The sequence below is a fragment of the Bradyrhizobium sp. McL0616 genome (genome assembly GCF_049993385.1).
GTDB lineage: Bacteria > Pseudomonadota > Alphaproteobacteria > Rhizobiales > Xanthobacteraceae > Bradyrhizobium.
The window spans coordinates 7,010,472-7,021,743 of the sequence record NZ_CP188255.1 but is presented as its reverse complement, the minus strand read 5'-3'; the positions used below and the strand labels follow the sequence as shown (position 1 = coordinate 7,021,743).

The 11,272-nt window shown below is 64.3% G+C and carries 12 protein-coding genes; 9 read left to right on the top strand and 3 right to left on the bottom strand.

Features of this window, described 5'->3' with window-relative positions:
- Positions 1-18 precede the first annotated feature (18 nt).
- The 7 genes from ACPPVR_RS33760 (at position 19) to ACPPVR_RS33730 (ending at position 8,052) form a co-directional block, all read left to right on the top strand.
- Positions 19-618 (top strand): TetR/AcrR family transcriptional regulator, encoded by a 600-nt coding sequence (locus ACPPVR_RS33760; RefSeq protein ID WP_426610841.1) that lies wholly within the window; start codon positions 19-21, stop codon positions 616-618.
- 178 nt (positions 619-796) lie between these two features.
- Complete coding sequence (locus tag ACPPVR_RS33755) at positions 797-1,420, top strand: flavin reductase family protein (RefSeq protein WP_426610840.1); 624 nt, start codon at positions 797-799, stop codon at positions 1,418-1,420.
- Positions 1,421-1,585: 165 nt separating this feature from the next.
- Complete coding sequence (locus ACPPVR_RS33750; protein ID WP_426610839.1) at positions 1,586-3,853, top strand: acyl-CoA dehydrogenase; 2,268 nt, start codon at positions 1,586-1,588, stop codon at positions 3,851-3,853.
- Positions 3,853-5,136, top strand: coding sequence for an acetyl-CoA C-acetyltransferase (locus ACPPVR_RS33745; protein ID WP_426610838.1), 1,284 nt, complete (start codon positions 3,853-3,855; stop codon positions 5,134-5,136). The genes ACPPVR_RS33750 and ACPPVR_RS33745 overlap by 1 nt, the downstream gene beginning before the upstream one ends.
- A gap of 2 nt (positions 5,137-5,138) precedes the next feature.
- Positions 5,139-7,235 (top strand): 3-hydroxyacyl-CoA dehydrogenase NAD-binding domain-containing protein, encoded by a 2,097-nt coding sequence (locus tag ACPPVR_RS33740; protein ID WP_426610837.1) that lies wholly within the window; start codon positions 5,139-5,141, stop codon positions 7,233-7,235.
- Positions 7,236-7,257: 22 nt separating this feature from the next.
- Positions 7,258-7,668: an acyl-CoA thioesterase gene (locus tag ACPPVR_RS33735; protein WP_426610836.1), complete on the top strand. Its 411-nt coding sequence runs from the start codon at positions 7,258-7,260 to the stop codon at positions 7,666-7,668.
- Between the two features lie 192 nt (positions 7,669-7,860).
- Positions 7,861-8,052: a hypothetical protein gene (locus ACPPVR_RS33730; RefSeq protein ID WP_426610835.1), complete on the top strand. Its 192-nt coding sequence runs from the start codon at positions 7,861-7,863 to the stop codon at positions 8,050-8,052.
- Positions 8,053-8,283: 231 nt separating this feature from the next.
- Here ACPPVR_RS33730 and ACPPVR_RS33725 read toward each other — a convergent pair whose 3' ends face one another.
- A complete protein-coding gene (locus ACPPVR_RS33725) occupies positions 8,284-8,736 on the bottom strand; it encodes a nuclear transport factor 2 family protein (RefSeq protein ID WP_426610834.1) in 453 nt (150 codons plus the stop codon).
- Positions 8,737-8,889: 153 nt separating this feature from the next.
- On the opposite strand from ACPPVR_RS33725, the gene ACPPVR_RS33720 reads away from it, so the two are divergent.
- Positions 8,890-9,564, top strand: coding sequence for an HAD family hydrolase (locus tag ACPPVR_RS33720; protein WP_426610833.1), 675 nt, complete (start codon positions 8,890-8,892; stop codon positions 9,562-9,564).
- 92 nt (positions 9,565-9,656) lie between these two features.
- Positions 9,657-10,502 carry a DeoR/GlpR family DNA-binding transcription regulator gene (locus ACPPVR_RS33715; protein ID WP_426610832.1) on the top strand — a complete coding sequence of 282 codons (846 nt, stop codon included), beginning with the start codon at positions 9,657-9,659 and terminating at the stop codon, positions 10,500-10,502.
- 2 nt (positions 10,503-10,504) lie between these two features.
- Here ACPPVR_RS33715 and ACPPVR_RS33710 read toward each other — a convergent pair whose 3' ends face one another.
- Together ACPPVR_RS33710 and ACPPVR_RS33705 are read right to left on the bottom strand one after the other, a co-directional pair.
- Entirely contained in the window at positions 10,505-10,930 is a 426-nt protein-coding gene (locus tag ACPPVR_RS33710) for a type II toxin-antitoxin system VapC family toxin (RefSeq protein ID WP_426610831.1), read from the bottom strand.
- Entirely contained in the window at positions 10,927-11,208 is a 282-nt protein-coding gene (locus ACPPVR_RS33705) for a type II toxin-antitoxin system Phd/YefM family antitoxin (RefSeq protein WP_426610830.1), read from the bottom strand. Before ACPPVR_RS33705 ends, ACPPVR_RS33710 begins: the two co-directional genes overlap by 4 nt.
- Positions 11,209-11,272: the final 64 nt, after the last annotated feature.

The following is an 11,272-nucleotide window of genomic DNA, read 5'->3' as shown; positions in this document are numbered from 1 at the left end:
ACTAACGAGTCCTGACACATGACACTGGTTGCGGAACATATCGAAGGGGACACCCGGGATCGTATCCTCGAGGTGGCCGAGCGGCTGTTTCGCCAGATCGGCTATCAAAAGACCACGGTCGGGGACATCGCCAAGGAGCTCCGGATGAGCCCCGCCAACGTCTATCGCTTCTTCGAATCGAAGAAAGCGATCCACCAGTCGGTGGCGCGAGCCTTGATGGGCGAGGTCGAACTCGAGGCTGAGCGGATCGTGGCCGGGCCCGGTCCGGTGCTTGAACGCTTCCGCGAGCTGCTTACCACCATCCATCGCATGAACACCGAGCGCTATGTCGGCGACAACAAGCTGCATGAGATGGTCGAGATCGCGATGCAGGAGGACTGGGACGTCTGCGTCGCCCATATGGAGTGCATTGCCGGGGTTATGGGCCAGATGATCGCGCAAGGCACGGCCTCCGGCGAGTTCGAGGCCCCGGACTTGCAGCTGGCCTCGATGTGCGCCTGCACCGCGATGATGCGCTTCTTCCACCCTCAGATGATCGCCCAGTGCGCCACCAAGCCGGGCCCCTCGATCGATGAGATGATCGATTTCGTCATCGCGGGTCTGTCGCCGCGTCACTGACGGGGCGGGGGAATTTCTCCTATAGATAGCTTCGCACCGCCCAGCAAGGGCGGATAGCGGGCAATAACGGGACCAACAAACTCCGTCATTGCGAGCGCAGCGACGCAATCCAGACTGTCTCTGCGGAGGGATTCTGGATTGCGTCGCTGCGCTCGCAATGACGAGAAGGAATCAGCGCGTGACCGACAAAGACCTTTACTTCTACGAGCCCTCCAAGGGCCACGGCCTCAAGCACGATCCCTTTAACGCCATCATCGCGCCGCGGCCGATCGGCTGGATTTCGTCGCGCGACACCAAGGGCCACGTCAACCTCGCGCCCTACAGCTTCTTCAACGCCTTCTGCTACGTGCCGCCGATCATCGGCTTCTCCTCCACCAACTGGAAGGACACGGTCGCAAACATCCAGCAGACCGGCGAATTCGTCTGGAATCTCGCCACCATGGATCTCGCCAGGCACATGAACGCGACCGCCGCGCATGTCGCGCCTGAGGTCGACGAGTTCGAGGTTGCTGGCCTGACCGCCGTGCCCGGCAAGCTCGTCAACGTGCCGCGCGTCGGCGAGAGCCCGGTGGCGTTCGAGTGCAAGGTGTCCGACATCGTCCGCCTCAAGGGCGCCAACGGCAAGGAGGCCGACGCCTGGCTGACGCTGGGCGAGGTCGTCGCCGTCCACATCGACAAGGCGATGATCAAGGACGGCGTCTACCAGACCGCCGCCGCCCGCCCGATCGTCCGTGCCGGCCGCCGCGGCGATTATTTCGAGATCAAGCCGGAAAACATGTTCGAGATGGTCCGGCCGGATTAGGCCGGCCAAGCTCGGAGCCCGGAACTGGTACCGCACCCGGCCGTTATGGCCCGGGGCGGCCGCCCGGCCGCGTCAATTCGCTGCTTTTTGCTCCCGAAGTGTTCACTTCTGCCCGCCAGTTTCCGCTAAAATGCCGGTCAAACGCGCCGATGCATGAGGTCAGCCATGAGCTTCCGCCGCGACACCCTGACAAAGCCGATCTTCTCCTGGGCACGTGGCGTGCTGCCCGCGATGTCCGACACCGAGCGCGAGGCGCTGGAGGCCGGTGACGTCTGGTGGGACGCCGACCTTTTCACCGGCAATCCCGACTGGGGAAAGCTTCTGAAGGTCCCGCAGGCGCGCCTGACCGACGAGGAGCAGGCCTTCCTCACCGGGCCCGTCGACGAGCTCTGTGCCATGCTCGACGAGTGGAAGATCTTTTGGGAATGGCGCGACCTGCCGCAGGACGTGTGGGCCTTCATTAAGCGCGAAAAATTCTTCGGCATGATCATCCCGAAGGAATTTGGCGGCCTCGGTTTCTCGCCCTATGCGCATTCGGAAGTCGTTCGGAAAATCTCGACCCGCTCGATCGCAGCCGCCGTCACGGTGATGGTGCCGAACTCGCTCGGACCGGGCGAGCTTCTGATGCGCTTCGGCACCAAGGAGCAGCAGGGGCGCTGGCTGCCGCGCCTCGCCGACGGCCGCGACATTCCCTGCTTCGGTCTCACTAGTCCCGAGGCCGGCTCTGACGCGGCCTCGATGATCGACACCGGTATCATCTGCAAGGGTAATTTCGAGGGCCGCGAGGTGCTGGGGCTGAAGCTCAACTGGCACAAGCGCTACATCACGCTCGGGCCCGTCGCGACACTGCTTGGGCTTGCCTTCAAGGCCTATGATCCCGATCATCTCGTGGGCAATGTGGACGAGCTCGGCATCAGTGTGGCGCTGATCCCGACCAATCTGCCCGGTGTCGAGATCGGCCATCGCCATCTGCCGTCGATGCAGGTGTTTCAGAACGGCCCGAACTGGGGCCGCGACGTCTTCATTCCGCTCGACTATGTCATCGGCGGCCAGGAGCGGCTGGGGCAGGGCTGGAAGATGCTGATGACGGCGCTCGCCGCCGGCCGTGGCATCTCGCTGCCGTCGCTGTCGGCGGCCGGTGCCGCCTATGCTGCCCGCACTACCGGCGCCTATGCCCGCATCCGCGAGCAGTTCGGCATCTCGATCTCCAAATTCGAGGGTGTCGAGGAGCCGCTGGCGCGCATCGTCGCCACCGCCTATCAGCTCGACGCGGCGCGGCGGCTGACCTGCGCCGCACTGAACGCCGGCGTCCATCCCGCTGTCATCTCCGGCATCATGAAGCTGCATGCGACCGAGCGGATGCGCACCGCGATCGACGACGCCATGGACATCCATGGCGGCAAGGCCGTGATCGACGGTCCGCAAAACTATCTCGGCAACCTCCATCGCGCCGTGCCGGTCGGCATCACCGTCGAGGGCGCCAATATCCTGACCCGCAATCTCATCGTGTTCGGGCAGGGCGCCATCCGCGCCCATCCCTATCTGCTCGCCGAGATGAATGCGCTCGCCGATACCGACCACGAACGCGGCCTGACAGCGTTCGACAAGGCGTTCTGGAAGCATGTCGGCCACAGCTTCCAGACGTTGTTCCGTGCCTTCGGCCGGAGCTGGACCTTTGGTGCGTTTGCGCCTGCGCCCGACGCGGGCGATGCGACGCCATTCTATCGCCAGCTCTCGCGCCATTCGGCGGCCTTTGCGCTCTGCGCCGACATGGCGCTGCTCACGCTCGGCGGAGCGCTGAAGCGCAAGGAGATGCTCTCGGCGCGCTTCGGCGACATTCTCTCGGAGTTATATCTGCTTTCGGCCGCGCTGAAACGCTGGCAGGACGAGGGCCGGCACAAGGAGGATTTTGCCGCGCTGGAATGGTGCATGGCGAGCGGCTTCAGGACCATCGAGAACCGTCTTGCCGAAATCCTTGCCAACCTGCCGAACCGCTTCGTCGCTGTGATCCTCAAGCTCGTGGTCCAGCCCTTCGGCGCCCGCGTGCTCGGCCCATCCGACCGCGTCGTGCATCAATGCGCGAGCCTCGTGCTGGAGCCGTCGGCCGCGCGCGACCGCCTCACGGCTGATCTCGCCCATGTCGATGATGATCGCGGTTTTGCGCGACTGGAGCGCGCATTCGCGCTGGTCGTAAGCTCCGACGCGATCGCCAAGCGGATGCGCGCCGCGCATATCAGCGACTGGAAGGACGCCGTGGCCAAGGGCGTGATCACGCAGGCCGAAGGCGAGCAGCTAGCCGCGGCCCACGAAGCTGTCACAAATGTGATCGAGGTCGACGATTTTGCGCCGGAGGCGCTGTCGCCGATTTACAAGAAAACCGGAGATGTGCATCAGTTCTTCCAGGAACTCGGTGAACAGAGGGCGGCGAGCTGATGGCACGACCGGTTTTCATCGTCGACGGCAGCCGAACGCCGTTTCTCAAGGCGCGCTCGGGGCCGGGGCCATTCACGCCGGTCGATCTCGCCGTGCAGTGCGGCCGGCCGCTGCTGGCGCGCCAGCCGTTTTCGCCTGAGACGTTCGACCAGGTCATCCTCGGCTGCGTCAACGTGATCGCGGACGAGATGAACCCGGCCCGCGTGGCGGCGCTGCGGCTCGGCATGGGCGAGGACATGGTCGCCTTTACCGTGCAGATCAATTGCGGCTCCGGCATGCAGTCGATCGACACCGCCTACCGCTACATCCGCGAAGGCCATGCCGACCTAATCCTCGCCGGCGGCACCGAGGCGCTCAGCCACGCGCCGCTGGTCTGGCCCAATTCCGGCGTGCGCTGGTTTGCTGGGCTTGCCACGGCCAAAGGCATTGCTGCAAAGGCCGCGGCTGCCTTCAAATTGCGGCCGCGCTATCTCAAGCCGATCATCGGCCTGGAGCGCGGGCTCACTGATCCCATCACCGATCTCAACATGGGCCAGACCGCCGAAGTCGTCGGCCACCTCTTCGGCATCACGCGCGCACAGTCGGATGCCTACGCCGCCGAGAGCCACCGCCGGCTTGCGAACGCGCAGACGCAGGGCTTCCTCAAGGGCGAGGTCGAGACCGCGTTTTCCCGCGACGGCAAATTCTTCGATCATGATGACGGCGTCCGCCCGGACTCTTCGTCTGAGACGCTGGCCAAACTGAAGCCGGTGTTCGAGCGTCCCTGGGGCCAGGTCACCGCCGGCAACTCCTCGCAGATCACCGATGGCGCCTCCTGGGTGATCCTCGCCTCCGACGAGGCGGTCGCAAAGCACAAGCTGACGCCAAAGGCTGTCATCATCGACAGCAACTGGGCCGCGCTTGATCCGAGCATCATGGGGCTGGGTCCCGTGCTGTCGGCGACGCCGATGCTCACGCGCAACAGCCTCACCGTCAAGGATGTCGAGACCTGGGAGCTGAACGAGGCTTTCGCCACGCAAGTGCTTGGCTGCCTCGCCGCCTGGAACGACGACAAATTCTGCCGCGAGATTTTGGGACTTGACGGCGCCGCCGGTGAGATCGATCGCGACAGGCTCAACGTCGATGGCGGCGCGATCTCGCTCGGCCATCCCGTCGGCACGTCCGGCAACCGCATCGTGCTGCATCTTGTCAATGCGATGAAGCGGCTCGGCACGCGGCGTGGGGTTGCCACCGAATGCATCGGCGGCGGGCTTGGCGGTGCCATGCTGATCGAGGCGGTGTGACCATGGATTCGAAGATCATGACCGCGCTCGGTGACCGCGTGCTGGAGCTCGGGCCCCAGCCCGCAGCCGACAATCCGTACAAGAATTTCAAGCTGACGCGCGACGCCGACGGCGTCGCCTGGCTGCTGTTCGACCGCACTGATGCCAGCGCCAACACGCTGTCCGCCGATGTGATGGAAGAGTTCGACGCGGTGCTCGCCGCGATCGAGACCGAGCGTCCCGCAGGCCTCGTGATTCGCTCGGCCAAACCGTCCGGCTTCATTGCCGGCGCCGACGTCAACGAATTTCGCGGTGCCAGCGATCCCGCGATGGTGGAGGCCCGCATCCATGCCGCGCATGCGGTGGTCGATCATCTGGAGGCGCTGAAGCTGCCGACCGTTGCGGTCATCCACGGCTTCTGCCTTGGTGGCGGACTCGAGGTCGCGCTCGCCTGCCAGTCGCGCATCGCCATCGACGGTGCGCGCTTCGGCTTCCCGGAGGTGATGCTGGGGCTACATCCCGGCCTTGGCGGCACAGCGCGCCTTACCGCGCTGGTCGATCCGACCCAGTCGATGGCTCTGATGCTGACGGGACGCACCATCGATGCGCGCCGCGCCAAATCGCTTGGCCTTGTCGACACCGTGACGCAGGAGCGCCACGTCCGCAACGCGGTGAAGGACGCGCTATTTGGTCGGCTGAAGAAGGCGCGTCCGGGCTTCCTGACCCGCGCGGCCAATTTCGGACCTGTGCGCGGGCTGTTGGCCAAGCGCATGCGCAGCGAAGCGGCAAAGGCTGCGCCCCGCGAACACTATCCCGCGCCATACGCGCTGATCGATCTCTGGGAGACCCATGGCGGCAGCAAGGCCGCGATGCTGAAAGCCGAGCAGTCCTCGTTCGCCAAGCTGATGGTGACGCCGACCGCGCAGAATCTGATCCGCGTGTTCTTCCTGCGCGAGCAGATGAAGAAGGCGGCGGGAAGCAGCAACACGATCAAGCATGTTCACGTCATCGGCGCCGGCGCCATGGGCGGCGATATCGCGGCGTGGTGCGCGGGGCAGGGGGTACGCGTCTCGCTTGCCGACATGAAGGCGGAGCCGATCGCTGGCGCGGTGAAGCGGGCCGCCGAGCTCTACGGCAAGATCATCCGAAAGCCGACCGAGGTGCGCGACGCGCTCGATCGCCTGATCCCCGACATGGACGGCGAGGGCGTCCGCAACGCCGATCTCATCATCGAGGCGGTGCCGGAAAAGCTCGAGCTCAAGCAGAAGGTCTATGCCGGCCTCGAGCCGAAGATGAAGCCGGGCGCGATTCTTGCGACCAATACGTCGAGCATTCCGCTTCAGGATCTTCGCACCACGCTGGCGCGGCCTGAGCGGCTCGTCGGGCTGCATTTCTTCAACCCGGTGTCGCGGCTGCAACTGGTCGAGGTCGTCAGCCATGACGGCAACGACCCACAGGTGCTGAAGGATGCGCTCGCTTTCGTCGGTGCGATCGATCGCCTGCCGCTCTCCGTGAAGAGCTCGCCGGGCTTCCTCGTCAACCGCGCGCTGACGCCCTACATGCTGGAAGCCATGGTGATGCTGGACGAGAAGGTCGACCAGCGCCTGATCGACGCGGCAGCCGAACAGTTCGGCATGCCGATGGGGCCGATCGAGCTGGCCGATCAGGTCGGGCTCGACATCTGTCTGGCCGTCGGCGACATGCTGCGCGCGAAGTTCGGTGATCTGCTGCCGCCGACGCCGGCTTGGCTGCGCGACAAGGTCGCCAAGGGCGAACTCGGCCGCAAGACCGGCAAGGGCTTTTACACCTGGACGGACGGCAAGGCCGAGAAGGCGCCGTTGCCCGAGACCGGCCCGCGCGTCACCGACCAGATGATCGACCGCCTGGTGCTGCCAATGTCCAATGTCTGCGTCGCGAGCTTACGTGAAGGCATCGTCGACGACGCCGATGCGGTCGACGGCGCCATGATCTTTGGCACCGGCTACGCGCCATTCCGCGGGGGTCCGCTCAATTACGCGCGTGCGCGCGGCGTGGAGAATGTCGTATCCAGCTTGAGCGCCCTGGCCGAACGATTCGGCGGACGCTTCGCACCCGATCCGGGCTGGGACAGTTTCAAGTGAGCAAATTTCAAGTGGGAGAGGCATGAGCGAACAGGGGACTACCGAGCCGAGCGGTGATCTCTGCATCCGCACGCTGGCGATGCCGGCCGACACCAACGCCAATGGCGACATCTTCGGTGGCTGGCTGCTCAGCCAGATGGACGTCGGCGGAGGCGTGTTCGCCTCAAAGGCTGCGAAGTCGCGCACCGTGACGGTCGCCATCGAGGCGATGAATTTTCGCAAGGCGGTCTATGTCGGTGATCTCGTCTCGGTCTACGCCAACCTCGTGCGGGTCGGCCGCACATCGATGACTGTGCATCTGGAAGCCTGGGCGCTGCGGCGCAGGGAGCTGCAGCCGATCCTCGTCACCGACGGCAATTTCACCTACGTCTCGATCGACGATAGCGGCCATCCGCAGCCGATCAGCCGCACCGATCCGCCTATCGCGACGTAATCGCGCGCGACGCATGACCGCGCGGCGTTGCGTCCGTCATCGTCGCGGCTTCGCCAAGAACAAGTCATAAAATGGATGAGGTCCCGGCGTACTCAATGGCATGTCGATTCGGGGTGGAAGCGGCCTCAAATGCCCTCGGAACTTTTGGGCAGGAGTGCTGTTATTTGCCCGCACTTGAGGAATCAACGGGCCATGCCGGACAGCTACATCATCGAAGTTAATTCACAGACCGCAGGTATCGTCGTTCGCGGCCAGGGAGGCTACTGCTTCTTCGCCGCGTCTCACCAATTCAATCGCCTCGAAGGCCAGCTCTTCCGCAACGCCCGCGAAGCCGAACGCGCGGCGCGCAAGCTGGTTAACGGCGATGTGAAGGAAGCGGCGTAGTTTTTGCCTATCATTCCGGGGCGAGCGTCGTGCAGGTCGGAATCTTTTGCCGCGTGCGCCGCTGCTCTTCCTTCTCCCTTGTGGGCGAAGGTGGCGCGAAGCGCCGGATGAGGGGTTGTTTCTGAGCACTCAGAAGTGAGAGAGGCTCTCGCGGAGAGAGACCCCTCACCCGTCTCGCCGCTATCGCGGCGATCCACCCTCTCCCACAGGGGGAGAGGGTAAGAATCGTCATCACAGCTTCGTCGCGGCCCGCGACAAGAGCTTCCAGTCGTCGCCCTGCTTCTGCCAGTTCATCAGGATGTGAAGATTGGTCGGCACTTTTTTCCCATCGGCCGCCATTTCCTGTTCCGCAACCCAGTGGAAGCGCACGATCGCGGCGGGGCCGACGACCTTGATGGTCGGGTCCTGATATTCGATCGACAGGAATTTTGCTTTGCCGTCGGTGGCGTTGGTGACGAAGGTCGCCTTGTCCTCGACCTTGCCGTTGGAATGACTGTAGCTCACCTCGTCGGCACAGAGCGCGCCGAGCGCCTTCGGGTCGGCGGCGATCTGGGCGAGGCGGAAGGCATCGACCTTCTTCGCCACGGCTTCTTCATCCGCGGACGCCGCCAGCGCCGGTGTTGCGAGAGCGAGCGCAGAGGCGGCGAGAGTCGAGAGGGCCAGATCGCGTCGGTTGATCGTCATGGTTTCTCCTTTTTGATCTTGCATGGACTGTTGCAGTCGCGCGCGGCTTTGTCGAGCGGCGCGTGGTCGCCATGCGCGTGCGTCATTGCGCGATAGGGGCTGTATTGATACGTGTTTCGCATTGATGCATCGCGCATTTGGGAAAGTACGGACATGATCGAGGCCAATGGCAAAGCATTGCTGTTTGACATCGACGGCACGCTCGCCAACACCGACCCCTTGCATCTGAGGGCGTTCAACCACGTGTTCGGCCCACGCGGCCATGTTTTCGATCACGCGCGCTTCTCGAAGGAACTACAAGGCTTTGCCAATGCGTCGATCGGCGAGCGCTTTCTGTCCGACGAATCGGTGGAGCGGCGCGCCGTGATCCTCGGCGAGAAGGAGGAAGTGTTCCGGACATTGGTCGCGGGGCAGATCGAACCGCTGCCGGGTCTGATGGCGCTGCTCGACCAGGCTGACGCGGCCGGCATTCCCATGGTCGCCGTCACCAATGCGCCGCGGCTGAATGCGGAGCTGCTGCTGTCCGGCCTCGGCATCACACATCGATTCAAGGCGATCGTGATCGGCGACGAGCTGCCGCACGGCAAGCCGCATCCACTGCCCTATCAGGAAGGGCTGCGCTTCGCCGGCGCCAGTCCAGCAGCCTCGATCGCGTTCGAGGATTCCCGCTCCGGTGTGCAGTCGGCGGCAGCGGCCGGCATTCCGACCATCGGCATTCGGACCAGCCTCAGCCATGCTGACCTTGTCGACGCCGGCGCGCTCGCCTCCGCAAGCGCTTTCGACGATCCGGAGCTGCTCGTGCGCCTTGCTGCTGCGATGGCCTGGTGAGGAGCCTCGTCCGTTAACCGTGATCAGCTCTCGCATTGACCGACGGCGCGAACCGCCGCACCATGCAACATTCTGATTTGAGGCCATTTGCCGTGACCGGATTGACACATCGCCAGGCCGAAATCCTCAACATCGCGCGCGCCTCGGGCCGCGTCATGGTCGAAGAGCTCGCGCGCCGGTTCGAAGTCTCGGCACAGACCATCCGCAAAGATCTCAACGATCTCTGCGAGCGCCGCTCGCTGACCCGCATCCATGGCGGCGCCATCATCGCCTCCGGCGTCGAAAACCTCGCTTATGAGGCCCGACGCTTCGTTGCTGCCGACGAGAAGAAAGCGATTGGCGCCGCGGCCGCCTCGCTGATCCCGAACGGCTGCTCGCTCTTCATCAACATCGGCACCACGACGGAGGAGGTCGCGAGCGCGCTGACCTCGCACGAGGATCTGCTCGTCATCACCAATAATCTCAACGTCGCGATGCTGCTCTATCGCCACCCCCGCATCGAGGTGGTGGTTGCCGGCGGCACGGTGCGGCGCGCCGACGGCGCCGTGGTCGGCTCGACCGCGACCCAGCTGATCGGACAGTTCAAGGTCGACTATGCCATCATCGGCGCGTCCGCGATCGATGAGGAGGGCGCGCTGCTCGACTTTGATTATCGCGAGGTGCAGGTGGCGCAAGCCATCATCGCCAACGCCCGCACCGTGATGCTGGTCGCTGATTCCACCAAGCTTCGGCGCAGCGCACCGGTCCGCATCGCCCATATCAGCCAGATCCAGACTTTCGTCACCGACCAGGAGCTGCCCGAGCGCCTCGCCACCATCTGCCACGGCAAGGGCATCGAGGTGGTCGAGGCGATGCCGAAAGGGGCGGATATCGACGATGGTCAGACCGATGCGCAGGATGCGGCACCTGAAGCGGCGCCGGTGGTGCGGCTGCGCTAGGGTTATGCGGCGTCCCATGGGTTGAGTAGCGAAACGCCGAATGCTGCGAAATCCCTCACATTGCGCGTGACCAGCGTGAGGTCATTCGCGAGCGCGGTCGCGGCAAAGAATCCATCCATGACGGACAGGGCAACGCCGCTTCTGCGGCTTTGCGCCATCAGATCGCCCCAGCGTTCGGCCACCACTTGGTCAATCGGCAGGATGCGCTCGGCAAAACGTGCGGGCAGATCGTTGGCGAGCCAGTCGGCCAGTGCAGTGCGCCGGCGGCCATCGTCCATCAACGCGATGCCGCGCCGAAGCTCGGCGATCGAAGCGACGCTGATGAAGGCGCGGTCCTCGTCGATGCTGTCCAGCCAGACCAGAACCTTCGGATCGGGCGCGGGCCGTTGAACCTCAGACAGCACATTGGTGTCGAGCAGCAGGTTCACGGCATGTCGTCGCGCGGCGCGTCACGCACGCGCTCAAGCTCGAGGTCGGCGCCGCGCAGCGGCGAAGCCAGCAGGAATTCGGCCAACGTGCCTTTGCGTGCGGTCTTGCGCGCCCATTCCTCGGCGGAAACGATCACGGCATTGGGCTTGCCGTGACGTGTGATGATCTGGGGACCTGATTGGGCACGGTCCACCACCTCGGACAGTCGTGCCTTGGCGTTGGCAAGCGTCCAAGTGTCAGTCGGCGGCGCGTCGGGTGCGGTGCTGTGGTCTGTCATGTCGAAAAGAACCATATTGACTATACTGACTATATCACCCTGAATGAGTATTCAAGGCGCCTAT

Bases quoted from the DNA above. Each gene is read 5' to 3' on its own strand.
- ACPPVR_RS33760 (WP_426610841.1), top strand. From the start codon at position 19: ATGACACTGGTTGCGGAACATATCGAAGGGGACACCCGGGATCGTATC.
- ACPPVR_RS33750 (WP_426610839.1), top strand. From the start codon at position 1,586: ATGAGCTTCCGCCGCGACACCCTGACAAAGCCGATCTTCTCCTGGGCA.
- ACPPVR_RS33745 (WP_426610838.1), top strand. From the start codon at position 3,853: ATGGCACGACCGGTTTTCATCGTCGACGGCAGCCGAACGCCGTTTCTC.
- ACPPVR_RS33740 (WP_426610837.1), top strand. From the start codon at position 5,139: ATGGATTCGAAGATCATGACCGCGCTCGGTGACCGCGTGCTGGAGCTC.
- ACPPVR_RS33735 (WP_426610836.1), top strand. From the start codon at position 7,258: ATGAGCGAACAGGGGACTACCGAGCCGAGCGGTGATCTCTGCATCCGC.
- ACPPVR_RS33730 (WP_426610835.1), top strand. From the start codon at position 7,861: ATGCCGGACAGCTACATCATCGAAGTTAATTCACAGACCGCAGGTATC.
- ACPPVR_RS33725 (WP_426610834.1), bottom strand. From the start codon at position 8,736: ATGACGATCAACCGACGCGATCTGGCCCTCTCGACTCTCGCCGCCTCT.
- ACPPVR_RS33720 (WP_426610833.1), top strand. From the start codon at position 8,890: ATGATCGAGGCCAATGGCAAAGCATTGCTGTTTGACATCGACGGCACG.
- ACPPVR_RS33705 (WP_426610830.1), bottom strand. From the start codon at position 11,208: ATGACAGACCACAGCACCGCACCCGACGCGCCGCCGACTGACACTTGG.